Origin of the sequence: Streptomyces sp. NBC_00358 (genome assembly GCF_036099295.1) — a bacterium.
Taxonomy (GTDB): domain Bacteria; phylum Actinomycetota; class Actinomycetes; order Streptomycetales; family Streptomycetaceae; genus Streptomyces.
The window spans coordinates 7,041,454-7,065,695 of the sequence record NZ_CP107976.1 but is presented as its reverse complement, the minus strand read 5'-3'; the positions used below and the strand labels follow the sequence as shown (position 1 = coordinate 7,065,695).

Annotated in this window: 21 protein-coding genes; 4 read left to right on the top strand and 17 right to left on the bottom strand. The window is 70.4% G+C overall.

Annotated features, from left to right (window positions below):
- The first annotated feature begins 84 nt into the window (after nt 1–84).
- On the top strand, nt 85–858 hold the full coding sequence (locus OHT01_RS30140) for an IclR family transcriptional regulator (protein WP_266503678.1): 774 nt from the start codon (nt 85–87) through the stop codon (nt 856–858).
- A gap of 97 nt (nt 859–955) precedes the next feature.
- Nucleotides 956–2,407 (top strand): peptidoglycan D,D-transpeptidase FtsI family protein, encoded by a 1,452-nt coding sequence (locus tag OHT01_RS30135; RefSeq protein WP_328556250.1) that lies wholly within the window; start codon nt 956–958, stop codon nt 2,405–2,407.
- Between the two features lie 121 nt (nt 2,408–2,528).
- Here the strand turns inward: OHT01_RS30135 and OHT01_RS30130 are convergent, their stop codons facing one another.
- On the bottom strand, nt 2,529–3,980 hold the full coding sequence (locus OHT01_RS30130; protein WP_328556249.1) for an NCS2 family permease: 1,452 nt from the start codon (nt 3,978–3,980) through the stop codon (nt 2,529–2,531).
- 269 nt (nt 3,981–4,249) lie between these two features.
- On the opposite strand from OHT01_RS30130, the gene OHT01_RS30125 reads away from it, so the two are divergent.
- Both OHT01_RS30125 and OHT01_RS30120 read left to right on the top strand, forming a co-directional pair.
- Complete coding sequence (locus OHT01_RS30125; RefSeq protein WP_328556248.1) at nt 4,250–4,816, top strand: SigE family RNA polymerase sigma factor; 567 nt, start codon at nt 4,250–4,252, stop codon at nt 4,814–4,816.
- On the top strand, nt 4,813–5,673 hold the full coding sequence (locus tag OHT01_RS30120) for a hypothetical protein (RefSeq protein WP_328556247.1): 861 nt from the start codon (nt 4,813–4,815) through the stop codon (nt 5,671–5,673). The genes OHT01_RS30125 and OHT01_RS30120 overlap by 4 nt, the downstream gene beginning before the upstream one ends.
- Before the next feature lie 192 nt (nt 5,674–5,865).
- Here the strand turns inward: OHT01_RS30120 and OHT01_RS30115 are convergent, their stop codons facing one another.
- The 16 genes from OHT01_RS30115 to OHT01_RS30040 form a co-directional block, all read right to left on the bottom strand.
- The gene (locus OHT01_RS30115) at nt 5,866–6,660 is read right to left on the bottom strand and encodes an HAD family acid phosphatase (RefSeq protein WP_328556246.1); all 795 of its coding nucleotides are present in this window, start codon (nt 6,658–6,660) and stop codon (nt 5,866–5,868) included.
- Nucleotides 6,661–6,781: 121 nt separating this feature from the next.
- Nucleotides 6,782–7,891 carry a right-handed parallel beta-helix repeat-containing protein gene (locus OHT01_RS30110; RefSeq protein ID WP_328556245.1) on the bottom strand — a complete coding sequence of 370 codons (1,110 nt, stop codon included), beginning with the start codon at nt 7,889–7,891 and terminating at the stop codon, nt 6,782–6,784.
- Between the two features lie 43 nt (nt 7,892–7,934).
- Entirely contained in the window at nt 7,935–8,954 is a 1,020-nt protein-coding gene (locus OHT01_RS30105; protein WP_328556244.1) for a pectinesterase family protein, read from the bottom strand.
- 1 nt (nt 8,955) lies between these two features.
- Nucleotides 8,956–10,113 carry a pectinesterase family protein gene (locus tag OHT01_RS30100; protein WP_328556243.1) on the bottom strand — a complete coding sequence of 386 codons (1,158 nt, stop codon included), beginning with the start codon at nt 10,111–10,113 and terminating at the stop codon, nt 8,956–8,958.
- Between the two features lie 2 nt (nt 10,114–10,115).
- Complete coding sequence (locus tag OHT01_RS30095) at nt 10,116–11,444, bottom strand: pectate lyase family protein (protein ID WP_328556242.1); 1,329 nt, start codon at nt 11,442–11,444, stop codon at nt 10,116–10,118.
- Between the two features lie 29 nt (nt 11,445–11,473).
- A complete protein-coding gene (locus tag OHT01_RS30090) occupies nt 11,474–12,268 on the bottom strand; it encodes a rhamnogalacturonan acetylesterase (RefSeq protein ID WP_328556241.1) in 795 nt (264 codons plus the stop codon).
- Between the two features lie 122 nt (nt 12,269–12,390).
- Complete coding sequence (locus OHT01_RS30085) at nt 12,391–13,716, bottom strand: ABC transporter substrate-binding protein (RefSeq protein WP_328558322.1); 1,326 nt, start codon at nt 13,714–13,716, stop codon at nt 12,391–12,393.
- 250 nt (nt 13,717–13,966) lie between these two features.
- Complete coding sequence (locus tag OHT01_RS30080) at nt 13,967–15,532, bottom strand: glycoside hydrolase family 43 protein (RefSeq protein WP_328556240.1); 1,566 nt, start codon at nt 15,530–15,532, stop codon at nt 13,967–13,969.
- Nucleotides 15,532–16,374 carry a PmoA family protein gene (locus OHT01_RS30075; protein ID WP_328556239.1) on the bottom strand — a complete coding sequence of 281 codons (843 nt, stop codon included), beginning with the start codon at nt 16,372–16,374 and terminating at the stop codon, nt 15,532–15,534. The genes OHT01_RS30080 and OHT01_RS30075 overlap by 1 nt, the downstream gene beginning before the upstream one ends.
- A complete protein-coding gene (locus tag OHT01_RS30070) occupies nt 16,371–17,528 on the bottom strand; it encodes a Gfo/Idh/MocA family protein (RefSeq protein WP_443043557.1) in 1,158 nt (385 codons plus the stop codon). Before OHT01_RS30070 ends, OHT01_RS30075 begins: the two co-directional genes overlap by 4 nt.
- A gap of 107 nt (nt 17,529–17,635) precedes the next feature.
- A complete protein-coding gene (locus OHT01_RS30065; protein ID WP_328556237.1) occupies nt 17,636–18,538 on the bottom strand; it encodes a carbohydrate ABC transporter permease in 903 nt (300 codons plus the stop codon).
- Entirely contained in the window at nt 18,535–19,470 is a 936-nt protein-coding gene (locus tag OHT01_RS30060) for a carbohydrate ABC transporter permease (RefSeq protein ID WP_328556236.1), read from the bottom strand. The genes OHT01_RS30065 and OHT01_RS30060 overlap by 4 nt, the downstream gene beginning before the upstream one ends.
- 100 nt (nt 19,471–19,570) lie before the next feature.
- Nucleotides 19,571–21,301: an L-arabinonate dehydratase gene (araD, locus tag OHT01_RS30055; protein WP_328556235.1), complete on the bottom strand. Its 1,731-nt coding sequence runs from the start codon at nt 21,299–21,301 to the stop codon at nt 19,571–19,573.
- Nucleotides 21,289–22,197 carry a dihydrodipicolinate synthase family protein gene (locus OHT01_RS30050; protein ID WP_328556234.1) on the bottom strand — a complete coding sequence of 303 codons (909 nt, stop codon included), beginning with the start codon at nt 22,195–22,197 and terminating at the stop codon, nt 21,289–21,291. Before OHT01_RS30050 ends, araD begins: the two co-directional genes overlap by 13 nt.
- Nucleotides 22,194–22,850, bottom strand: a complete 657-nt coding sequence (locus tag OHT01_RS30045) for a GntR family transcriptional regulator (protein ID WP_328556233.1) — start codon at nt 22,848–22,850, stop codon at nt 22,194–22,196. Before OHT01_RS30045 ends, OHT01_RS30050 begins: the two co-directional genes overlap by 4 nt.
- Before the next feature lie 691 nt (nt 22,851–23,541).
- Complete coding sequence (locus OHT01_RS30040) at nt 23,542–24,129, bottom strand: TIGR03086 family metal-binding protein (protein WP_328556232.1); 588 nt, start codon at nt 24,127–24,129, stop codon at nt 23,542–23,544.
- Between the last annotated feature and the right edge of the window lie 113 nt (nt 24,130–24,242).

Sequence of the window (24,242 nt, the reverse complement as noted above, 5' to 3'; positions counted from 1 at the left end):
GGGTGTTCGATATGCTGAACGCTGTCTCTGATGGTGAATCTCCTGTCGGAGACTATTTCCCGTCCAACGAAGGGGTCAAGGGCGATGTCGGCAGGCGAGACAGGCGGCGGGGCGCAGGTCAAGTCCGCGGTGCGGACCGTGGAATTGCTGGAGTACTTCGCCGGCCGGCCCGGAATGCACTCCCTGGCCGCGGTCCAGGAAGCCGTCGGATATCCCAAGTCGAGCCTCTACATGCTGCTTCGGACGCTCGTGGAGCTCGGCTGGGTCGAGACGGACGCCACGGGTACGCGGTACGGCATCGGCGTCCGGGCGCTGCTCGTCGGCACCTCGTACATCGACGGTGACGAAGTGGTCGCCGCGGCCCGTCCCACCCTCGACCGTCTCTCCGACGACACCACCGAGACGATCCACCTCGCGCGCCTGGACGGCACGAACGTCGTCTATCTGGCCACCCGGCAGTCCCAGCACTATCTGCGCCCCTTCACCCGGGTCGGCCGCCGGCTCCCCGCCCACTCCACCTCGCTCGGCAAGGCGCTGCTGGCCACGCACACCGACGAGCAGGTCCGCAAACTGCTGCCGGAGACGCTCCCCGCGCTGACCGAGCACACGATCACCGACCGGGAGAAGCTCATCGAGGAGCTGCGCCAGGTGCGGGAGCAGGGCTTCGCGGTGGACCGCGAGGAGAACACGCTGGGACTGCGCTGCTTCGGTGTGGCGATCCCGTACCGCACGCCCGCCCGCGACGCGATCAGCTGCTCGGTGCCTGTGGCCCGGCTCACCCCCGCGCACGAGCAGATGGTCAAGGACGCCCTGTTCGACGCCCGCGACCGCCTCACGCTGGCCACCCGCAGGCTCTGACGGGCGAGCCGCCCGCCCGGTGACTCCATGAGGGATGCATGAGAAAACCGGGCGGACGGGAACGATTCGCCCCTGATCGCTCGTCCTTCTGTGCGGGATGAACAAGACGATCAGGCGTGCCGCCGTCTTCACACTGCTGCTCGTGCTCGCCCTGCTGGTCAGGGCGACGTGGGTGCAGTTCTACGACGGCAGGGCACTCGCGGACGACAAGAACAACCGACGGAACATGATCTCGCTGTACGCGAACCCGCTCGGGAACATCATCGTGGCCGGCGACGCGATCACCGGTTCCGCGAAGACGACAGGGGGCGACCTCAAGTACAAGCGGACGTACACGGACGGCAGCCTGTATTCGGCGGTCACCGGCTACAGCTCGCAGGTGTACGGGGCCACCCAGCTGGAGGGCATCTACCAGAAGCTGCTGGACGGCACGGACCTCCGGCTGAAGAACCCGCTGGACTCCCTCGCCAACAAGCGCGCCGACCCCGGTGACGTGATCACGACGATCGACCCGGGCGTGCAGAAGGCCGCCTACGCGGCGCTCGGCGGCAACAAGGGCGCGGCCGTCGCGATCGACCCGAAGACCGGCAAGATCCTCGCGGTCGTCTCGACCCCTTCGTACGACCCGACGGCGATCAGCGCGGGCAACGACAGCCTCTGGAAGAAGCTGACCAGCGACCCCGACAAGCCGCTGGTCAACCGCGCGCTCCGGCAGCCGCTGCCGCCGGGCTCGACGTTCAAGCTGGTCGTGGCCGCCGCCGCGCTGGAGGACGGGCTCTACGCGGACGTGGACGCGAGGACGGACAGCCCGAACCCGTACACCCTGCCGGGGACGACGACCGCCCTGAAGAACGAGAGCGCGTCCGCGCCGTGCGAGAACGCCTCGATCCGGGTCGCGCTCCAGTACTCCTGCAACAACGTCTTCGGGAAGATGGCCGTCGACCTGGGCCAGGACAAGGTCAGGGTGATGGCGGAGAAGTTCGGCTTCAACGACACGGCGCAGGACGTGCCGGTGCGGGCGTACACCAGCGTCTACCCGACCGGCATGGACAAGTCGTCCACCGCGCTGACCGGCATCGGACAGTACGACGTCACCGCGACCCCGCTCCAGATGGCCATGGTGTCCGCCGCTATTGCCAACGACGGAAAGCTGGTCTCGCCGCACATGGTGTCGCAGACCAGCGACTCCAACGGCGATGTGCTGAGGAACTACGACGACAGCACCGGCACGAAGGAGATCGTCAGCTCGGACACGGCCCGGCAGCTCCGGTCCGCGATGCAGACGGTCGTCGAGAAGGGCACGGGCACGAACGCGCTCATCCCCGGCGCGACCGTGGGCGGCAAGACCGGCACGGCCCAGCACGGCGAGAAGAACAGCAAGACGCCGTACGCCTGGTTCACGTCGTACGCGAAGTCCGACTCGAACGGCAAGGAGGTCGCCGTCGCGGTGATGGTCGAGCAGTCGGACGCGGCGCGCTCGGAGGTCAGCGGCAACGGACTGGCGGCACCGGTCGCCAGGGCGATGATGCGGGCGGCCCTGAAGAACTGAGGCACACCGGCTCGTACAGGGGGCGGCCCCGCACCGATCGGCGCGGGGCCGCCCCTTACGGTTTCCGGCACGTGGAGCCGGTCACTTCCCGTACGGGCCGCCCCTCACGAGAGCCGGATGATCACTTCACGCCGAGCAGCTGTTCCACCGGGTCGATCGCGAAGTAGACCAGGAACAGCGCCGAGACGGCCCACAGCAGCCAGTTGACCTCCTTCGCCTTCCCCAGCACCGTCTTGATGACGACGTAGGCCAGGAATCCGGCACCGATGCCGTCGGTGATGGAGTACGTGAACGGCATCGCGACGATGGTCAGGAACGCCGGGATCGCGATCTCGAAGTCGTCCCAGTCGATGTGCTTGACGTGGGTCATCATCAGGAACCCGACCGCGATCAGCGCGGGCGCCGCGGCCTGGAGCGGGACGATGGTCAGCAGCGGGGTGAGGAAGAGCGCGAGGCCGAAGAGGCCGCCGGTGATCAGGTTGGCGAAGCCGGTGCGGGCACCCTCGCCGACACCGGCCGCGGACTCGATGTAGGCGGTGTTGGAGGAGGCGGAGCCCACACCGCCCGCGACGGCGGCGGCGCCGTCGATGAACAGGACCCGGCCGATGCCCGGCACCTGCCCCTGCTCGTCGAGCAGCCCGGCCTCGGCGCTGATCCCGACGATGGTTCCCATGGCGTCGAAGAAGTCCGACAGGATCAGCGTGAAGACCAGCAGGACCGCGGTGAGCACCCCCGCCTCGGCGAAGCCGCCGAACAGGCTGAAGTGACCGATGAGCCCGAAGTCCGGGGTGTCGACGATCTTGTCCGGGACCTTCGGGCTGGTCAGGCCCCAGCTCTTGATGTCGGCGACGGCGTTGACGGCGATCGCGACGACGGTCATCGTCACGATGCTGATGAGGATCGCGCCCTTCACCTTGCGGGCGAGCAGCGCGATGGTCAGCAGGACACCGAGGCAGAAGACGAGGACGGGCCAGCCTGTGAGGCGGCCCACGGCACCGAGCTGCACGGGGACGGTGGTGTTCGCGATGTCCGGGATACGGCTGACGAACCCGGCGTCCACGAAGCCGATGAAGGCGATGAACAGGCCGATGCCGACGCCGATGGCCTGCTTGATCTGCTGCGGGATCGCGTTCATGATCGCTTCCCGGAGCCCGGTGAGCACCAGGACGCAGATCAGGACGCCTTCGAGGACGACCAGACCCATCGCGTCGGGCCAGCTCATCAGCGGCGCCAACTGGAAGGCCACGACGGCGTTGAGGCCGAGGCCCGCGGCGATGGCGAGCGGGAGGTTGCCGCCGACGCCCATGATGACGGTCATGACACACGCCACCAGTGCGGTGGCGGTGACCAGTTGGCCGGTGTCGAGGGTGTGCCCGAACTTGTCCTTGGCGCTGCCCAGGATGATGGGGTTCAGGACAAGGATGTACGCCATGGTGAAGAACGTGGCGAACCCGCCGCGTATCTCCCGGCCGAAGGTGGAGCCCCTGGCGGATATTTTGAAGAAGCCGTCGACCCCGCCTGCCGCCGGTGGGGCGGCACTTGGCCGGTTGTCGACCTTCTGCGCTTCGGACATCGCGATTCTCCTCGTTGCCTGCGTGCTGGTGTGCGGATGCTGGCTGGATTGTTCCCCCGATCAACTGCTTTCAGGTTTTCCCCGTGTTACGGAATCGAGTTCGGCCTGCCATACATCGTTCGAAGGCCCGCACGACCGGCTGGTACGCTTCCGCACCCCGCCCCACCGGAACTCCCTTTCCCCACGGGTGAATCACCGGGGAGCGGTGGCAGGGGCCGTATACGCCGCACCCGCACCGGTGCCACAGCCGAAGCGAGGAGAGGTACCCCGTGGGCACTGTCGTCGACGACGCCGCCTCCGTGGAGTTCCACGCCTTCTTCGAACGGCACTACGCCGAACTGGCACGCCTGGCCAACCTGTTGACGGGTGAGCCGGACGCCGCCGACGATCTGGCGGCCGACGCGCTGCTCGCGCTGTGGCACCGCTGGGACCGGGTGCGGGCGGCGGACCGTCCGGCGGCGTACGCGCGCGGGGTGGTCGCCCATCTCGCCCGCACCCGGATCCGCGCGGCCGTGCGCGAGCGCCGGCGGATCACCCTCTTCTGGTCGCAGCGCGCGGACAGGACCGAGAACCCCGACGTGGCGGGCGCGGTCGATGTCCAGGAGGCGCTGCGCCGGCTGCCGTTCCGCAAGCGCGCCTGTGTCGTGCTGCGGCACGCCTTCGATCTCTCGGAGAAGGACACCGCGCTCGCCCTCGGGATCTCCGTGGGTACGGTGAAGAGCCAGACGTCCAAGGGCATGGCGGAACTGAAGCGGCTGCTCGGCGCCGACGGGGCGGCGGTGCGGATGCACGCGGGGGCGCTGCCCGCGGGCGGGGCCGGAGGACGGGACCGATGAGAGAGGCTCGGGACGTGCACGACGAGCTGCGCGCCCGGCTGCGCGAGACGGCCGGGGCGCACGAGCCCGACCGCGCGCGCATCCTGGCCCGGGTGGAACGCGGCCTGGCGGGTGCCGGTGAGCGGCGGACCGGGAGGGATGCGGCCCGCCCGCCGCTGCCCGGCTGGGCCCGGGTCGCCGGCGCCACGGTCGCGGTCGCGGGCGTCCTCGCGCTGGGCGGTTACGCGGTCGCCTCGGCGGTGAGGGACGACTCCGCACCGCGGCAGACCGTCGCGGTCCCGCCGACCCCCGCCCCGTCGCCGGACCCGACCGGCCGGGCACCGGTCACCCCCGCCCCCGGCCGGAGCTCCGGAACGCCGAAGGAGTCCGGCGGGCCGGGTCCGTCGTCCTCGGCCACTGCCACGGCGACCGCGACCGCCGCGCCCAGGACTCCGCCCGCCGGGAGCACCGTGCGAGGCCCGCTGTGGTCGGACGGCACGGTCGACCCGCACAGCAACGACTTCTGGGCACAGAGCGATGTCACCCTGCGGACCGACGACCGACTCACGTCTTTGAAGGTCGAGTTGAAGGTCAGGCAGACCGGCGGGGTGAACGAAGCGGGCGCCTGGCGTTCGCTGCCCGAGAGCGACTTCGCGACGACGGTCGCTGAACGGGACGGCTTCCTCGTCTACACCTGGGCGCTCAAGCCGGGCCGCACGGTCTGGCCGGGCGAGTGGGTCTTCGCCGGCCAGTACGACCACGATCGCGGCGGCCGGGACGCGAAGGACGACCGCTACACGGTGACGGCGACCACGAAGGGCGGCGAACGGCCCGCCGTGGCAGGTGACTTCGCGGACCGCACCGCCGACAGCTCATAGACCTGTCCGTGTTCGCCCACGACGGGGTCCGGGTCCGGGGTCCGGAGATTCGATCGCACCCCGGAAACAACCACACGTTCGTATTTGACGTCATCGATTGTGTGGGCCTGTCGGCCTGAGCCCCCCTCGGCCGACAGCGGAACGCCCCCGCCGGTGACGACCGGCGGGGGCGTTCACCCGTGGGGGGACGCGTCAGCTCACGAAGTACGTGGGGTTCGGGAGCTTGTAGGTCTTGTCGGCGTAGCCGCCGTCGAGGTCCGAGTACTGGTCGCCGAAGTTGGCGACGATGTCGTACCCGAGGGACTCGATGTGCTTGCGGGTACCGGCCTTGTACTGCACGGTCGTGCAGTTCCAGGCGGTGACGGTGGCGCAACCGCTCAGGTAGGCGGGCGGGTTGGCCGCGTCCTTGAGGAACATGTGCTCGGCGTCGAGGTTGACGTCGACACCGATCTTCTTCAGGTTGTCGACCGCGGAGACGCGCTGCGACTCCTTCAGGCCCGAGTTGTAGAACACGGTGACGCCCTTGGACGCGGCGTACTCGACGAGTTCGGGGCTGCCGAAGACGGCCGGGCGGTCCGCCTGGGCGACGTACGCCGCCCAGGAGGCCGAGTTGTAGGTGTAGTTGGTCTTCTTCTCGTAGTCGAGCGAGAGCAGCAGCGTGTCGTCGATGTCGAAGACGACCGCGGCCTTCTCGTGCCGGTGGTGGGCCTTGCGGGCCGCCTCGTCGATGTGCCGCTTCGCGGCGGCGTCGAGGCGCGCCAGGTCCTTGGCGTAGGGGCTGTCGGGGGACGCCTGGTACACCCCGTTGCTGTCGGCCGTGGTGCCGTAGTAAGTGTCGATGTCCTTGACGAGGACGCCGATGTTGTAAGGCTCGTGCGTCGAGTTCGCCGTCGACTGACCGGCGGTGGCGACGCCGGTGCCGTACAGGGCGGCACCGGCGACGACACAGGTGGCGGCGACGGCCGCGATGCGCAGTGGCTTATGCATGACAGGTTTCTACGCGCGTAACGTCCTTGGGCGCGAGGCCTTTTGCCGGATCGATACATACTTTTCGGCCGACTTGGGCCTCGCGCCGGACTCTTTGAGTCCCCGCCCTGCGGGGCGGCGGTCAGTTCATGGTGGCGCCGATGCTGCTGCTGCCCGTCGTCAGGAAGGTCGTGGCGGGCAGCGCGCCGCTGGACGAACGGGCGTTGTACGTGGTGCTCGCGTCCGTGGACACGAACGACGGGGTGGAGATGCCGGAGTCCCAGTTGTTGCCGGCCGAGGTCACCGAGGAACCCTTGGACACCGAGGCGCCGTTGCCCACGGCAAGGTTCTTGCCGAGCTTGGCGGAGCTGGTGGCGAAGTAGTACCCGTAGTTGCCGTTGGCGTAGGCGGTGGTGCGGTTGATGACGATGGCGCCGGTGTTGGAGTTCTCGGTGAAGCCGTTGCCCGCGTCGTCCCAGGCCGCGGAGTTGTTGATGACGTGCGCGACGACCTCGCCGTCGCCGCCCAGCTTGTAGCCGTTGCCGTCGCCCGCGAAGGCCGAATCGCCCCAGCGGTTCTTGCCGTTGCCGAAGGACCAGGAGTGTTCGACGGTGACGGGCGAGGAGAACGACCAGAAGTCGATGCCGTCGTCCGAGTTGTTGTAGAGGCGGGCCCCGGTGATCAGATTGCCGGTGCCCGAGCCGAACTTCACGGCGACCCCGTCCGCGTTCTCGCCGTGGGTGGCGGCGTCGTAGTTGCCGTACGAGTCGATGTTCTTCACCGTGTTGTTGACGGTGCCGTCGCCGGTCAGCGTGAAGCCGGAGTCGCCGCCGTCGATGGTCTTGATGTTGTTCCAGACGGTGCCGGTGCAGGACTGGCAGACGACCGCGCTGTCCGGGGAGTTCTGGAACGTCATGTTGGAGACGTTCCAGTAGTCGGCGGTCAGTTTGAAGATCCAGGAGCCCGAGGGGAGCGAGGATCCGTCGATCTTCACGGTCTCGGAGCCGTACGCGGTGAGCGTGACCGGCGAGGAGGACGTGCCGTTGGTCGTCGACTGGAGCGTGGCCGTCGGGTAGTAGGTGCCGCCGCGCACCTGGATGACGGTTCCGGCGGTGGCACTGGAGATGGCGCTGGTCAGTTGGGCGGTGGTGGAGACGACGACGGTGGCGGCCTGCGCCTGGGTGGGGAGGACGGCGAGGCCTGCGCCGAGTGCCAGGGTGGCACTCAGGGCGAGAGCGGTACGACGAGACATGGAGTGCGGTCCTTTCGTCGTGCTGGGGAGTGGAACGGGGGAATCACGGACGCCAGTCGCCGAGATACGCGGCACGGGTGTGCTGCTCGGCCTCCGCGTCCGTGAGCTGGGGACGGTTCTCCGGGACGGTGATCACCGCGCCGGGTCCGGTGTTGCGGTACTCGCGAAAGCGCATGGACTGCCACGGATAGGCCGCGCGCATGTCGGTGTAGGGCGCCACCGCGTCGATGCCGGGCCCGAGTTCGCATCCGCGGACCACGAGCGAGGGCCAGGCCGTGGTCTCGTACGAGGGGACCCAGGGCCGGGCGATCTTGTACGCCCCGTCCTCGGCGCCGGAGGTGACACGGCCGCCGACGGCCAGGAAGCCGTACGCGTTCGCGCGGGCCGTGGACGGCGCGAAGACCATTCCCTCGGGCCTGAAGGAGACGTCCCGGTCGAGCGTGTGGAAGTGGCAGCGCTCGAAGACGGCGGTGGCCCGGCCGAAGACGAAGTCGACATCGCCCTCGATGTAGCAGTCGCGGTAGAAGTGACGGTCGAAGGCGGCCAGGTCGCTGGTGTCCGCGAACAACGTGTCCTGGTGCGCGAGCAGCCGCACCCGCGCGAACGACGAGCGGTCGCCGGTGACGCGGGCCGCGACCGCCTGGGTGCCGGTGATCTCCGGATGGTCGGCCCGCAGCCAGTCGTTGGCGATCGTGAGCCCGCGGACGGTCAGTCCCGGCGCCGCCGAGGTGAGCGTCGCGGAGCCCGCGGTCCCGTACGTGCCGGAGCCGTCCGGCTTCGGCGTGCCGTTCGCCCGGTCGAAGACGATCACGGCGTCGCGCGGGTCGCGGGTGGCACCGCGCAGCGTCAACTCCCGCTTGTCTGCGGGGATGTCGACCACTTCGCGATACGTCCCCGGGTGGACGACGATCGTCTGCCCGGGTCCGTCCACCGCGTCCACGGCGGCCTGGACCGAGTCACCGGGACACACGTGCAGGACACGGCGGCCGTGCGCGGCGGCCGGGGTGCCGCCGAGGGCCATGACTCCCCCGGCCACGCCGGCGAGGAGCGTGCGCCTGCGCATCTCAGCACCCCCTCCCCGGCGTCCAGTCGCCGAGGTACGCCTCCCGGGTCGCCGAGCGGGCCTCCTCGTCGGTGAGCTGGGGACGGTTCTCCGGGACGGTGATCACCGCGCCGGGTCCGGTGTTGCGGTACTCGGCGAAACGCTGGCTCTGCCACGGATAGGCGGCTGACATGTTCGTGTACGGCGCTACGGCGTCGGTGCCTGCGTCCAGGCGGGTGTCGCGGACGGTCAGCATCGGGCGGGCGGTGAGGTCCGAACCGGGCACCCAGGGGCGGGCCAGCTTGTAGTACGCGTCCGGCGCCGCGCTGCTGATCCGGCTCCGCGTGACCAGGTATCCGCGCGGATCGGCGACGGCCGTGGACGGCGCGAAGACGAAGCCGTACGGGGCCCCGGCGAGGTCCGTACGGTTCAGCGTGCGGAAGTGGCAGTACTCGAAGACCGCCGTCGCCCGCCCGAAGACGAAGTCCACGTCGCCCTCGACATAGCAGTCGCGGTAGTACTGCCGGGCGAAGGTGCCCAGGGCGAACGAGTCGGCGTACAGCGTGTCCTGGTGGCCGAGGAAGCGGCACCCGTGGAAGGCCGAGCGGTCGCCCTGCACCTTGATCGCCACGGCCTGGGTGCCGGTGATCCCCGGGTGGTCGGCGCGCAGCCAGTCGTTGGCGAACGTGACCGAGCGGGCCGTGAACCCGTCGGTGCGCACGGTGGTCGTGGCCGATCCGGTGGTGCCGTAGGTGCCCGAACCGTCGGGCTTGGGCGTGCCGTTGGCGTTGTCGTACACGACGACGACCTCGCGCGGGTCGTCGGAGGCGCCGATCCAGGTCATCTCGGACCCCGCGGCGCCGGGCAGACCGGTCGCCGGGTCGACCGCTCCGACCGAGACCGTCTCGCGGTACACACCGGGCGCGATGACCAGGGTGTATCCGGGGCCGGTCGCGGCGGTCACGGCGGCCTGCACGGTGGTGTGGTCGCCGAGGCCGCCGGGGTGGACGTACAGCGTCTTCGCGTCGAGCCGCTTGGACGGCGAACCGTGGCGTCCGAAGGGCGGGTGCCCATTGGACGGGCGCCCGGTGGCACGGGCGGGCGCCGCGAGCCCGAGAGCAAGTGCGGCTCCGGTGCCCGCGGCGACGAACGCCCTTCTGGAGACGGGGTGTCCGGTCATGGTCAGCAGATCTTTCCGGCGCCCGCGCGGTGGTCGACGATGCCGGGAACGGCCCTCGGCGCGTCGATCTTCGTCCGCAGGGCCGGTGTCCAGCCGGCACCGGACTGGAGCGTCTCGGCGGGGATCTCCGCGTTGTGCACGGCGATCAGATCGGTCGGGCGGCCGTTGACGTAGTTGTCGGCGGCGGTCAGCGGCGCCTCCTTCCACTTCTTGAGGACCAGGGCGGCGCTGACCGAGTCCGGCAGCGTGAACGCGTTGTGCTCGGCGACGAGTTGGGACTCCATGCCGATGCCGTAGCTGTAGCCGTACGTGGAGTCGGCCACGAAGTGGTTGTTGTAGGAGTCCACTTGTCCGAAGCGCACGCGCGGGGCGCGCTCGACGAGACCGGTGAACAGGTTGTGGTGGAGGGTGACCTTCAGGTGGCCGCGGTCCACGGCGGCGGTGGACGCGCTGTCGCTGTTGCCGATCAGGATGGTCTTGTCGTGGTCGGCGAAGATGTTCCAGGAGGCGGTCACGTAGTCGGCGCCCTTGACGATGTCCAGTTCGCCGTCGTGCTGTTCGTAGATCCGGCCGTAGTACGTCGGCAGCGAGCTGTCCGGGTGGGCGCCGTCGGTGAACGTGTTGTGGTCGAGCCAGACGTGCGTGGCTCCGTAGATGACCGCGCTGTCGTACTCGGAGTTCCAGTTTCCGGTGTCGCCGTCGGTGGGGTCCCACTGCGGGAAGCAGTCGAGGGGGCTCTCGAAGGAGAGGTTGCGGACGATGACGTTGTCGACGGCCTTGATCTGGAGGCTCGCGCCCTTGAAGCCCGCGTTGCGGCCGATGCCGACGATGGTGGTGTTGGCGGGGACGTACGCCTTGATGGCGGTGTCCTGGTTGGCCGCCGAGGCGGCGCGCAGATCCTCCTGCTCACCGCTGACGACCTGGTCGTAGCCCCACACGGCGGGGTCGTAGTCGGCGAGGTACCGGGCGAAGTCGTAGCCGGGCGCCGCGAAGGAGTCGCACCCCTCGGCGTTGGCGTCGATCGTGCCCCTGACCTTGATGATCTTCGGCGCGGTGCCGCCGGCGGCGAGTGCGGCCTTGAACTCCGCCCAGGTGGTGACCGTGCTGACCTGCGCGGCCGCCGCGGCCGAACCGCCGGTGGTACCGGTCCCCGCGGACGCCCAGCCGTCGTTCGCTGCGAGCGTCTGCCGGCCGAGCTCGCGGGGCCCGGCCCCGGCGGTGGTGCCGGTGACGGCGAGCACCAGGGCGGTGCAGCCGATCAGGACGGCCGCTCTGCGCGCGGTGATCGCGCTCCACTCTGTGACGTGCTCATGCCATTTCTGTGTGCTCATGGTGCGGCTCCCTCTTTCGGCTCAGGTGTTCAGGCGGTGGGCCAGGTGATCCAGGACTCGGGGATCTCCGCGTCGAGACGGCGTACGTCCCGGGTCGAGAGCACCCGGCGGTGCAGCAGTCCGGCCGCGACGAGACGGGCCACGGCGATGGCACCGGGCGGGTTGAAGTGGGTGTTGTCCTGTTCGGTCGCGGTCCAGTTGAAGTACTTCTTCGTCTCCTCGACGCCGAGCCGCTGCCACAGGGCGATCGAGCGGGCCTGGATGTCGAGGAGCGCCACGTGCTCGTCCGCGGCGAGCGCGCGCATCGACGCCGGGTAGTCGCCGTGCGTCGGCACCGCGTTGCCGTCCGCGTCGAACTTCCTGCGCTCCACCGGGGTGGCGAGCACCGGCCGGGCGCCCCGGTCCCGCGCGCCCGCGACGTACTGCCGCAGACAGTCCTGGAACGTCGTCCACGGCTCGGTGTAGCGCGTCGGGTCTGCGGTCTTCTCGTCGTTGTGCCCGAACTGGACGAGCAGGAGGTCGCCGGGCCGGATCACGTCGAGGATCGCCGCGAGGCGGCCCTCGTCGATGAAGCTCTTCGAACTACGGCCGTTCACCGCGTGGTTGGCGACCACGATGTCCTCGTGGAGGAAGAACGGCAGGGCCATGCCCCACCCGGTCTCGGGCGCGGCGTCGGCGTACTTCTGGGCGGCGGTGGAATCACCGGCGATGTGGAGGGTGCGCGGCCGGCGGTGCGGGCGCGCCGAGGCGGGTGCCGCCGCGGCGACGGCGAGGGGTAAGGCGGCCACGGCCGCCGAGGTGACCTGTCTGCGCGTGAGGGACACGGGCGTGTGCCTTTCGACAGAGGGTTTCAACGGAGGTTCCATAGAGGTCGACGGAGGCTTCGACAGCGGTGCGGGGGCGCGCGCCGTGGCCGGCCGCGGCCGGCCACGGCGGGCGCGCCGGACTAGTGGTGGGCCTTCCAGTCCGCCTGGGCCTTGTTCAACTGGTCGGCCAGCGTGTCCAGGAAGTCCTTCGCGCTCATCCTGCCGAGCAGCACCTTCTGGAAGTTCGGCTCGTTGTCGGCCTTGGAGACGGTGTTCCAGTCGGGCAGGTAGTACGGCAGTTGCACGATCTTGGTGCCGGTGCCGTTCAGCGCCTCGGCGGCGAGCCTGGTCGGCTCGGCCTGCTGGATCCACGCGTCCTTCGCGGCGTCGGTGTTCGCCGGTACCTGGCCCGCGGACTCGTTGAACTTGGAGTTCTCCGCGGCCGAGACGGCGAACTCGATGAACTTCCAGGCGGCCGCCTTGTTCTTGCCGGACTTGAACAGGCTCAGCCCGTCGACCGGGTTGGAGACCTGTACGCGCGTACCGTCGTCCAGCGTGGGGTTCGGGACGCCGCGGAACTTGCCGGCGCCCAGCGCCTTCAAGTGGTCCTGGTAGGAGCCGAGGTTGTGGCTCAGCATGCCGATGGTGCCGCTGTCCCACTGCGCGACCATCTTGGTGAAGTCGTTGTTGACGTCGGCGGACGGGGTGACCTTCTTGTACAGCGCGACGTACTTCGCGAGGGCCGCCACGTTCTTCGGGTCGTTGACCGTGGTCTTGTCGCCGTTCCAGAAGGAGGTGATGCCGCTCTGGCCGTACGCCGCGTCCAGTGCCGGGGCGATGGAGCCCTCTCCCCCGCGGATGGTGAAGCCGAACTTGTTCCTGCCCTTGTCGGTGAGCTTCGCGGCCGCGTCGTAGAACTTCGACCAGGAGGTCGGCGCGTCCAGGCCCGCCGCCTTGAACAGGTCGGTGCGGTACCAGAGCGTGCCGTTGTTGGCGGAGGTCGGCACCTGGTACAGCGTGTCTCCGCCGCCCGCGGCCCGGCTGACGTCCAGCAGGTTCTGGCTCAGCTTCCCGTTCAGCGCGCTCTTCTCGATCCGGCTGTCCAGCGGCTCCAGCGCTCCCTGGACGGCGACCTCGGCGAGCATCGCGGTGCCCACGCCTCCGACGTCGGGCAGGCCACCGCCCTGGATGGCGGTGTCGTACTTCGACTGGGCACTGGCCGCCGGGATGCCGACGTACTTGACCTTGATGTCCGGGTACTTCTTCTCGAAGTCGGCGATGATCTGCTTCCAGATGTCGGTGCGGACACCGCCGTTGTTGTCCCAGAAGGTGATCTCGCCCTTGCCGGAACCCTCGGTGCCCTTGTCCCCCGCGCTGCCGCTGCCGTTGTCACCACAGGCGGTGGCGGTCAGCGCGAGCACGGAACCGAGGGCGACGGCCACGGCGACGCGCCTGCCGCCACGGATGCCGGTCTTCGGCGCACCGGTCCGCGGTGCACCGGTGCCGAGTGGGCTGCTCCTGAGTGGGCTTCTCTTCACGGGTCGGCTCTCTTCTTCTGGATCCAACGGGGTGGTGGGGTCGGTGCGGTGTTCTCGGAGATCGGCACCCGGCTGCTTCCGGAAGGGGCGCGCCCTTCCCTCCACATCCGGCAAGCGCTTGCTACGGAGGTGCGTCATTTCGGCTCCCAACAGGCGGACGAACGGCGGGAAGTGACCCTCAGAGGGTCGGAGTGACACGAAATCGCGTGAACGAGGCGGCGCCGGCGTGTCCCCTGCCGGCCGGGGCGAGCGCGAAGAGGCCGAGCAGGGCGCCGACCCAGCGCCAGGGGGTGGCGGCGAAGACCTGCCCCGAGGACTGCCGGCCGCCACCGACGTCGTAGGAGAAGCGGCAGCGGCCGCCCGCGCCGATCTCGGTCCACAGCCGGGCCCGGCCCTCGGGCGCGGGCCGCGCGGGTGCGGCGTCACGCTCACCCCGGCACGGCCCGGAACGCGTGTCGGACGACTCCCCGGTGGCCCGCTCGGCGAACCGGTGCACGAGCCGGACCGATCCGTCGGGCTGTCGCTGGAGCCCGATCCAGCCGTACGCGTCACCGAGCACCACGAGCCCCGCCCGCGCTCCGGGCTCCTCGCTGTCGAGGCTCAGGTCGACCTGGACGGTGGCGGCGGCGCCCGGCATCCGCTGGGTGAGCACGTGGGGCAGTCGGCGCAGGTCGTGCGCGTCCGCCGTCCGGACACAGCTCAGCCGGAGTCCGTCGCCGGAGTGCTGGGTGGCCCAGCCCTCCTGGGGGTTGGCGGTCCACTGCCACTGACGCGCGAAACGGCCGCCGGGGAAGTCGTCGTCGGTGGCGGGCGCGGACGGCGGCTGGGCCGGCAGCTTCGGCTTCCGGTGTACGGCGACGGGGGAGCCCCGGTCACCGAGCACGGGCCAGCCGTCCGCCCCCCACCGCATCGGCTGGAGATGGACCACCCGGCCGTAGGGCCCGCGCTGCTGGAAGTGCGCGAACCAGTCCTCGCCGGCCGCCGTGCGCACCCAGCCGCCCTGGTGCGGGCCGTTGACCGGGGTGTTCCCCTGTTCCAGCACCACCCGCTCCTCGTAGGGCCCGAAGAAGCCGCGCGAGCGGAAGGCGCCCTGCCAGCCGGTCTCGACTCCCCCGGCGGGCGCGAAGATCCAGAACCAGCCGTCGTGCCGGTAGGCCTTGGGTCCTTCGAGGGTGAACCAGCCGGGAATCAGATCGGCGTCGACGATCACCTTCCCCTCGTCGAGCACACCGGTGCCGTCGGGCCGCATCCGGTGTCCGGTGAGCCGGTTCCTCACGCCGGAGCGGGACTTGGCCCAGGCGTGCACGAGATACGCCTCGCCGCTCTCCTCGTCCCACAGCGGGCAGGGGTCGATGAGTCCCTTGCCCTCCTTGACCGGATGCGGTCGGGTCCAAGGTCCCCTGATCCCGGGGGCGTTGACCTGGAAGATGCCGTGGTCGGGGTCGCCCCAGAAGATCCAGAAGCGGTCGTCGTGGTGGCGCAACGCGGGTGCCCACACCCCGCAGTCGGGTCGAGGAGTCCTGAACTCCCTCGCCGGGTCGAGGCGTTGGAGGGCGTGTCCGACGAGCGTCCAGTTGACCAGGTCCCGGGAGTGCAGCAGGGGCAGCCCGGGGGCGCGGCCGAAGCTGGAGGCGGTGAGGTAGAAGTCGTCGCCCACGCACAGCAGATCGGGGTCGGACCAGTCGGCGTCGAGGACCGGGTTGCGGTACGTGCCGTCACCGAGGTCGGCGGAGGGCAGGGCCATCAGGGGCTCACCGCCTTGCGGACCAGCGCCGCGGCCCCGCTCCGGTCCAGGGTTCCGTCGGCGACGACGGTGACCACCCGGCGTACGAGCGTGTCCCCCGCCTCTACGATGAGCCGCTTGTCGTGGGCGAGGGAGGAACCGACGCCCGGGTACTGGGCGGTGCGCACGAACCACGGGTCCCGGCGCGTCGCGGCGGTGGCCCCGGCGAGGACGAGCGTCCAGCCGGCGCCCGCGAGGGCGAGCCAGTCGGCGGTGGTCGCGTGGACCGCCTCCTCGCCCTCGGCGTCGGCGGTGAACACGCGGGGGGCGTCCGGTTCCTTGCGGGCCCGCCAGAAGAAGCCGCCGTACGCCGCGCCCGGCCGGCCGTTGGTGGCCGGGCTGCCGAACGAGAGCCCGCCCGCGGTGACGTTGGTGAGCGAGAAGGTGAAGTCCAGCGCCCAGGCGGAGTCGGTGAGTCCGACGGCCGCGACCGTACGGCGTTCCCGCAGCAGCTCGTTGCCCGCGGCCATCCAGCGCAGTTCCTCCACGAAGCCGTCCGGGTCGCAGAGCTGGAACGCGGAGTGCCGCTGGGCGCCGTGGTTGTCGAGCTCGGTCGGCCCCTGGTCGCGGACGTAGGTGCGCCCGCCCCAGAAGTTGTGCCCCTCGACGTCGGGTACGGCTACACCGACGCCGAGGTGGTGTGCGTGGTCGGCCGGGCTGAGCTCGGTGACGGCCGTGCCCGCCAGGGTGGTGACCGGGTGCAGGTACGGACGCGGGGACAGCCGGTCCGGCAGTGCGGGCCGGGTGACGTACCGGCCGACGGGCCGGCCGCCGATCCGCAGGACCAGCGAGTCGTTGTTCATCGGGTGCTCACCTCTGTCGGGAGCGCCCAGGGGGCGCCCAGCTCGGAGTAGAGGGCGAGGGTCTCCGCGGCGGCCGCGACGAATCCGTCGACACCGGGTACGACACGGCGCCGCTCGCCGGGGAGCGTCGCCCAGGCGTCCGGGGGCAGCGCGATCGGGTCGGGTGCCTGCCGGATCGCCTCGACGACCTTCATGAAGGCGCCCGTCGACTCCGGTGGGACCAGCAGTTCGGCGCCGCCGCTCAGATGCTCGACGAGGTTCTCCAGCAGGTCCGTACGGCCGTACTCGATCTCCTCGGGGCCGTGTCCGGACCGCTGCACGAGGACGCGGTCCTGCTTGTACCAGAAGGTGATCCGGCCCCCTGTGCCGTGCACCAGGACATACGGTTCGCCGGGCTGTTCGGCGCAGAGCGTCGCGGCGACCGTGATCCGGCCCCCGGCGGTCGTGACCCGCACGCACGAGGTGTCGTCGGACTCGATGTCGTTGGCGCGCAGCAGCTCGGTCCGGATGCCGGTGACGTCCTCGGCACGGGTCGAACCGTCCAGCGCGAGGGCCGTGGCGACGATGTGGGCCAGCGGGTTCGTCAGGACGCCGTCGACCACGTCCACGCCGTTCAGCCGGCGCTTCCCCGCCCAGGGGGCGCGCCCGTAGTAAGCCTCGTCGCGCGCCCAGGACCCTGCCCCGCCGATGCCGGTCACCCGGCCGAGCGCGCCCTCGGTGATGAGTTTCCTGATGGCGGGGACGGCGTGCGAGCCGAGCGACTGGAAGCCGATCTGGCAGACCACCCCGGCCGCCGCGACCCCCTCGGCCATCCGCCGGAACTCGGCGTAGGAGGGCGCGGGCGGCTTCTCCAGGAGCAGGTGGACGCCCTTGCGCGCGGCGGTCAGCGCGAGGTCGGTGTGGGTGGGGATGGGGGTGCAGATCACCGCGGCGGCGGCGCCGGTGGAGTCGAGGAGGGCCCCGAAGTCGGCGGACTGCTCGACGCGCTGCCCGCCGAGCTCCTCCTCGGCGAGCGGGTTCAGCTCGCAGACGCCGACGAGGCGTACCAGGCCCTTGTCCTGGAGCCGGCGGATGTTGTCCAGGTGCCAGCGGCCATGGCCCCGGGCGCCCGCGAGGACGACGGGCAGCGGGAGTGCGGGGGCCGTCGTGTTCACCGGGGCAGTGGTGGGCGCGGCCCGCGGACCGGTGTGCGCCGTGGCTCCGGCCGGCGCGGTCCGCGGACCGTCCGGGCGGCGGGCGCCACCCTGCTGCGAGAGGGCCGTCATCCCTTCACCGCCCCCGCGCTGAATCCGGTGATCAGCCACTTCTGGATGAAGGCGAACACGACGACCACGGGGACGGCGGCGATGATGCCGCCTGCGGCGAGCGCGCCCAGGTCGACGCTGTCGGAGCTCATCAGGGTGTTGAGGCCGACCGGGATGGTCTGCTTGCTCTGGTCGCTGAGGAACATCAGGGCGAACAGGAAGTGGTTCCAGGCGTGCACGAAGGCGAAGGAGCCAACCGCGATCAACCCGGGCCGCAGCAGCGGGAGTACGACGATCCGGAAGGCGTCGAAGCGGTTGCAGCCGTCCACCCAGGCGGCCTCCTCCAGGGAGTACGGCACGTTCCTGATGAACCCGCTGATCAGGATCATCGACAGCGGGAGCTGGAAGACCGTCTCGGCGATGATGACGCTGACCAGCGAGTTGATCATCCGGAGCTCGGCGAAGATCTGGAAGAGCGGGACCAGGAGCAGCGCACCCGGCACGAACTGCGAGCAGAGCAGCGCGAGCATGAAGCCGCGCTTGATCCTGAAGTCGAAGCGGGCGAGCGCGTAGCCGCCGGCGAGCGCGACGAGCGTGGTCATCACCAGGGTGGCGACGGCGATGAGGACGCTGTTCTGGAAGTAGGTCCCGAAGCTGCGCTCAGTCCACACCTTGTGGAAGTGCTCGAAGGTCATGGGCCAGGGCACGAGCGAGGTCGACCCGGCCGGGCGCAGCGCGAAGAGCAGGATCCAGTAGAAGGGGATCAGGGTGAAGAGCAGGTAGATGCCCAGGGGTACGTAGATGTGCCGGCGCGGGACCTCGTCCCAGGCGCGGTGCTTCCTCCGCTCGCGCGGGCGGGGCTCCTCGACGGGCGGGGCGGGTGCGGCCGGGGCGATCGTCCCGGCGTCCTTGGTGATCACTTGTCCCCGCCTCCGAACTTGCTCAGCCGCAGATAGACGATCGAGCAGAACAGCAGGATCACGAACGCGACCGTCGTGAGGGCCGACGCGTAGCCGAAGTTGTGGGCGTCGACACTGGTGTTGGCGATGTAGAGCGGGAGGGTCGTGGTCTCGCCCGCGGGTCCGCCGCCGGTCAGGGTGTAGAGCAGGTCGACGTTGTTGAACTCCCACACCGCGCGCAGCAGCGTGGAGAGGACGATCGCGTCCTTGAGGTGCGGCAGCGTGATGTGCAGGAACTGCCGGACGCGGCTGGCTCCGTCGACCTCGGCGGCCTCGTACAGGTCCTTGGAGACGGACTGGAGGTCGGCGAGGATCAGGATCGCGAAGAAGGGGACCCCGCGCCACAGGTCGGCGACCACGGCCGCCGGGAAGACGGTGGAGGTGTCCGACAGCCAGCTCGTCCCGTACGAGCCGATACCGGCGTCCGCGAGGTAACGGGTGATGCCCGTCTGGGAGTTGTAGAGCAGCACCCAGATCGCCGAGGTGAGCACCCCGGAGACGGCCCATGGCGAGAAGACCAGCGCCCGCCCGAACGCCCGCCCCACGAAGGTCTGGTTGACGATCAGCGCGAGCACCAGGCCGAACAGGAGCTGGAGGCCGACCTCGACGACGACCCACTTGGCGCTGAAGGTCAGCGTGTCCCAGAACTGGGGGTCCTGGGTGAAGGCGTGCGTGAAGTTGCCGAAGCCGGCGAAGCCGTTGCGCCACGGTTTGGTGGGGTTGTAGTTCTGCAGGCTGTAGTAGAAGACGCTGATGACGGGGTAGGCGATGAAGCCCAGCATCAGCAGGGCCGCCGGTGCGATCAGCAGATACGGGAGCCTGCGCGGGGTCGCGGAAGCACGGCGCCGCCGGGGTGGCGCGGGCGGTTTCGCCACGGCTGCGGCTTGTGCCATGACTGTTCTCCGTTCGCAGTGGGGCAAGTACTGTGAGTGCAGGAAGCGCTTGCTACGACCACATGGATCGAGCACTTCCATGTGCGGGGTGCGGGGGGCCTCAGCCCGCGTACGGGTCCGGCACCTGGCCCGGCCGGGCCAGGAACGCGAAGTCGCAGCCGGTGTCGGCCTGGGTGATCTGCTCGTTGTAGAGCGCTCCGTAGCCGCGCTCGTACCGGACGGGCGGTGGGGTCCACTTCGCCCGTCTGCGCTCCAGCTCCGCGTCGTCCACGTTGAGCCGGAGTGACCGTGCCTCTACGTCCAGGGTGATCGTGTCCCCGTCGCACACGAGGGCCAGCGGGCCGCCGACGTACGACTCGGGCGCCACATGCAGCACGCACGCGCCGTAACTCGTGCCGCTCATACGGGCGTCGGAGATCCGCACCATGTCCCGGACCCCCTGCTTGAGCAGGTGGTCGGGGATGGGCAGCATCCCGTACTCGGGCATGCCCGGACCGCCCTTGGGGCCGGAGCCCCGCAGCACGAGGACGCTGTCCGCGGTGATGCCGAGCGACGGGTCGTCGATGGTCCGCTGCATGGTGCGGTAGTCGTCGAAGACGACCGCGGGACCGGTGTGCTTGAGCAGGTGCGGCTCCGCCGCGATGTGCTTGATGACGGCGCCGTCGGGGCAGAGGTTGCCGCGCAGGACGGCCACTCCGCCCTCGGCCGCGACCGGGTTCTCCCGGGTGCGGATGACGTCGTCGTTGTGCACCCGGGCGTTCGCCAACTGCTCGCGCAGGGTGTCGTGGGACACGGTGGGCCGGTCCAGGTGCAGCAGATCGGTGATCCGCGACAGGAACCCGGGCAGACCGCCGGCGAAGTGGAAGTCCTCCATGAGGTACGTCCGTCCACCGGGCCGGACGTTGGCGAGCACCGGCACGGTCCGGGCGATCTTGTCGAAGTCGTCCAGCGTGAGGGTGACCCCGGCCCGTCCGGCCATGGCGATCAGATGGATCACGGCGTTCGTCGAACCGCCGAGACCGAGCACCGTCGTCACCGCGTCCGTGAAGGCGTCCGCGGTGAGGATGTCGGACAACCTGCGGTCCTTGTGGACGAGTTCGACGATCCTGAGCCCCGCGGCGGCGGCCATCCTGTCGTGTCCGGAGTCGACGGCGGGGATGCTCGACGCGCCGGGCACGGTGACGCCGAGCGCCTCGGCGGCGGCCGTCAGCGTGGACGCCGTACCCATGGTCATGCAGTGCCCCGGCGACCGGGCGAGCCCGCTCTCCAGCTCGGTCATCTCGCAGTCGCCGATGAGACCTGCGCGCCTGTCGTCCCAGTACTTCCACATGTCGGTGCCGGAGCCGAGGACCTCGTCGCGCCAGTGCCCCGGCAGCATCGGCCCGGCGGGCACGAAGACGGTCGGCAGATCGACCGAGGCGGCCCCCATCAGCAGCGCGGGCGTGGTCTTGTCGCAGCCGCCCATCAGCACGGCCCCGTCCACCGGGTACGACCGCAGCAGTTCCTCGGTCTCCATCGCGAGCAGATTGCGGTAGAGCATCGGGGTCGGCTTCTGGAAGGTCTCGCTCAGCGTGGACACCGGGAATTCGAGCGGGAATCCACCGGCCTGCCACACGCCCCGCTTCACCGCCTGGGCGCGGTCGCGCAGGTGCACATGGCACGGGTTGATGTCGGACCAGGTGTTGAGGATCGCGACGACCGGCTTGCCCAGGTGCTCCTCGGGGAGGTAGCCGAGCTGCCGGGTCCTGGCCCGGTGGCTGAACGAGCGGAGCCCGTCGGTGCCGTACCACTGATGGCTTCTGAGGTCCTCGGGCCGTTTCACAGGGACCATCCGGCGGCTATGGCCGCGACCTCGGACCGCTCGCTCGCGGGCAGCGGCCTGCTCGGCGGACGGACGTCGCGGCGGCACAGCCCGAGCGAGGACAGGGCTTCCTTGACCACGGTGACGTTGTTCGCGGAGGCGTTCGCGGCGCGCAGTTCCTCGAAGCGGCGGATCTGCTCCCAGACCTTCATCGCGGCCGGGTAGTCGCCGGACCGGAGCGCCTCGATCATGTTCAGCGAGACGGCCGGTACGACGTTCACCAGACCCGAGGTGAAGCCGGTGGCGCCGGCCGAGAAGTACGAGGGAGCGTACGGCTCGGCGAGTCCGGCCACCCACACGAACCGTTCCAGCCCGGCGTCCCGCGCGAAGGACGCGAAGCGCGCCGCGTCGGGAACGGCGTACTTCACACCGATGACGTTCGGGCAGGCGTCCGCGAGTTCGGCGAGCCGCGCGCCCGCGAGCCCCGCGTTGCGGATGTAGGGCACGACGCCCAGCTCGGGCACGGCCTCCGCGATGGCCCGGTGGTAGTCGACCCAGCCGCTCTCCGAGACGTAGGGATGCACGGGCTGATGGACCATCACCATCGGTGCGCCGAGGGCACGGGCGTGCCGCGCGGAGGCGACGGCGGTCGGTACGTCGTGCCCGACGCCGACGAGGACGACCGCGCGGTCGCCGGCCTCCTCGACGGTCAACTCGGTGACGATCCGGCGCTCTTCGGGGGTGAGGGCGTAGAACTCGCCGGTGTTCCCGTTGGGGGTGAGGGTGCGGACGCCGCCGTCGATCAGTCGGCGCAGCAGGACCCGGTGGGTGTCCCGGTCGATCGTGCCGTCCTCGGCGAACGGCGTCACCGGGATCGCCACGACCTCGGCGAGGGCCGCCCGCTGGGTCTCGAACGTCGCTGTCATTCCTGTCCGTCCTCTTCCTGGCCCTGGGGGAAGGCCCGTTGCACGAACGACGCGATGTGTGCGCGGAGCGCTCCGGCGGCGGCGTCTGCGTCACCGTCGAGGGCGAGCCGCAGGATCTCCCGGTGCTCGCTCGCCTCCCGTTCCCAGGAGGGGTCGGCCGCCCAGGCGACCGCCGAGACAAGAGCGGCCTGGTCGCGCACCTCGTCGAGCATCCGGCCGAGCAGCGGGTTGCCGCAGGGGACGTACAGGGCGCGGTGGAACTCCCGGTTGGCCAGGGACCGTTCGGCGGTGTCGGCGGCGTCGTCGGCACGGGTGAGCGCGTCCCGGGCGGCGTCGAGGGAGGCTCCGCGGCGCACCACCCGACGCAGCGCCTCGGGTTCGAGGAGCAGCCGTACGTCGTACACCTCGCGCGCCATGTCCGCGTCCACCATGCGCACCGTGACGCCCTTGTACTGGTTCATCACGACGAGCCCGGTGCCGGCCAGGGTCTTGAGCGCCTCGCGCACCGGGGTCTTCGACACCCCGAACTGTGCGGCGAGGTCGGTCTCGACCAGAGCCTGTCCCGGGGTCAACTGCCCGGTGAGGATGCGGTGTTTGATCCCCTCCAGCACGAACTGCGTGCGGGACGGGATCGGGGTGGGCACAGAGGTCATGCGCGCCTCTCTGGTCTCACGTCTCGGATCACGGGAGCCGGGCACCGATCGCGGACTTCGGTCCCGGATCTCGCATATCGCGTCTCATATATGACGTACGAAGTACGACGCGTTGAAGGTAGGAGCGTGACCGTGTTTCGTCAACGCTTCCGACAAAGGAAATCGAGGTGACGTGCGGACGCCGAGCACCGGACGGTTCACGCCCGACCGGCCGAGGGCCTGGCGCTCCGACTGTTCACTTTCGCGATTCCGGTCGGGATCACGGACGCGGAACGGATTCGCGTCGGCGCCCGCGTTCGGCGAAGGCGGGAGCGAGGGCGGGGCGGCCAGCGCGGAGGTACGCACCTCCGCGCGAAGTGCGCGGGGCGCGAAGTGCGCGGGGCACGGAGGCATTCAGCGCTACCTGGAGGCGCGCGGCTTACGCGGAGGCGCACCCCCTGCACGAAGGCGCATGGCCTTCGTAGAGGCGCGCGGCTTACGCGGCGGCGTACACCCTGCGCGAAGGCGCGCGGCCTTCCTGGAGGCGTGCGGCCCGGCCGCCTCCACCCGGTTCCGATGTGTGTGCTTCCGTGATTCGGCGAAGGCGGATCACGGCTCTCGCGGCCCGCTCCTTCGCTGCGGTTCCCGGCCGGGATCGGGCCGGGAACGCTCCCCGCCACGGCCTCCGGCCAGGGGGCTGCCCCTCCTTGCGCTACGGCTTCCAGCCGGGGTCCCGGCCGCTGAGGCCGATGACGCGGTCGAGGAGGGGCGCGTCGTCCGGTACCGCGACGACGGGACCGAAGATGCCGCCGACCCGGGTCGGGTCCTCGGCGACGGCCGTGAGGAAGCCGCGCGTGGCCTGGAGCGCGGCGGCATCGGGCGCGTACTCCTGGCCGGTGGCCCGCGCGAGGTCCCAGCCGTGCACGACCAGTTCGTCGGCGGCCACGGCCGCGGCGACCGCACCCGGCAGCTCCACTCCGCCCGCCCGGGTCATGCCGGTCCAGGCGGCCGGGTCCCGCCAGGCGTCGGCGAGTTCGTCGAGCGCCTTCGGCAGGCTCTCGCGCCAGCCCGGCTCGATGTCGGGCACGGCTGCGGCCGGGCTGGTGTCGGTCGTGGGGCCCAGGTCCTTGCGCCCGGCGTCACGGAAGGCCACGGCCAGTCCGTTCAGGTGTCCGAGCATGTTGTGCACCGCGTACGCCGGACAGGGGGTCGCCCCGTCGAGCTGCTCGTCCGTGACACTCTCCGCGAGGCGCGCCACGATCAGGGCCTGCGGCCCGAAGTCGAAGGTCTGGTCTGTCATCCGATTCTCCTCAGAACGCATGTCCGCACTCGTATCCACTTCAGGGCGAGGCCTTGGGGGCGCCCGTGAGGTAGACCCCGCCCGTACCCGGAACTCATCGGCTTCCCGGCCCG

Excerpts from the sequence above, each read along its gene's own strand:
- OHT01_RS30140 (WP_266503678.1), top strand. The coding sequence starts at position 85 with ATGTCGGCAGGCGAGACAGGCGGCGGGGCGCAGGTCAAGTCCGCGGTG.
- OHT01_RS30135 (WP_328556250.1), top strand. The coding sequence starts at position 956 with ATGAACAAGACGATCAGGCGTGCCGCCGTCTTCACACTGCTGCTCGTG.
- OHT01_RS30130 (WP_328556249.1), bottom strand. The coding sequence starts at position 3,980 with ATGTCCGAAGCGCAGAAGGTCGACAACCGGCCAAGTGCCGCCCCACCG.
- OHT01_RS30120 (WP_328556247.1), top strand. The coding sequence starts at position 4,813 with ATGAGAGAGGCTCGGGACGTGCACGACGAGCTGCGCGCCCGGCTGCGC.
- OHT01_RS30115 (WP_328556246.1), bottom strand. The coding sequence starts at position 6,660 with ATGCATAAGCCACTGCGCATCGCGGCCGTCGCCGCCACCTGTGTCGTC.
- OHT01_RS30110 (WP_328556245.1), bottom strand. The coding sequence starts at position 7,891 with ATGTCTCGTCGTACCGCTCTCGCCCTGAGTGCCACCCTGGCACTCGGC.
- OHT01_RS30105 (WP_328556244.1), bottom strand. The coding sequence starts at position 8,954 with ATGCGCAGGCGCACGCTCCTCGCCGGCGTGGCCGGGGGAGTCATGGCC.
- OHT01_RS30100 (WP_328556243.1), bottom strand. The coding sequence starts at position 10,113 with ATGACCGGACACCCCGTCTCCAGAAGGGCGTTCGTCGCCGCGGGCACC.
- OHT01_RS30095 (WP_328556242.1), bottom strand. The coding sequence starts at position 11,444 with ATGAGCACACAGAAATGGCATGAGCACGTCACAGAGTGGAGCGCGATC.
- OHT01_RS30080 (WP_328556240.1), bottom strand. The coding sequence starts at position 15,532 with ATGGCCCTGCCCTCCGCCGACCTCGGTGACGGCACGTACCGCAACCCG.
- OHT01_RS30075 (WP_328556239.1), bottom strand. The coding sequence starts at position 16,374 with ATGAACAACGACTCGCTGGTCCTGCGGATCGGCGGCCGGCCCGTCGGC.
- OHT01_RS30060 (WP_328556236.1), bottom strand. The coding sequence starts at position 19,470 with ATGGCACAAGCCGCAGCCGTGGCGAAACCGCCCGCGCCACCCCGGCGG.
- araD (WP_328556235.1), bottom strand. The coding sequence starts at position 21,301 with ATGGTCCCTGTGAAACGGCCCGAGGACCTCAGAAGCCATCAGTGGTAC.
- OHT01_RS30050 (WP_328556234.1), bottom strand. The coding sequence starts at position 22,197 with ATGACAGCGACGTTCGAGACCCAGCGGGCGGCCCTCGCCGAGGTCGTG.
- OHT01_RS30045 (WP_328556233.1), bottom strand. The coding sequence starts at position 22,850 with ATGACCTCTGTGCCCACCCCGATCCCGTCCCGCACGCAGTTCGTGCTG.
- OHT01_RS30040 (WP_328556232.1), bottom strand. The coding sequence starts at position 24,129 with ATGACAGACCAGACCTTCGACTTCGGGCCGCAGGCCCTGATCGTGGCG.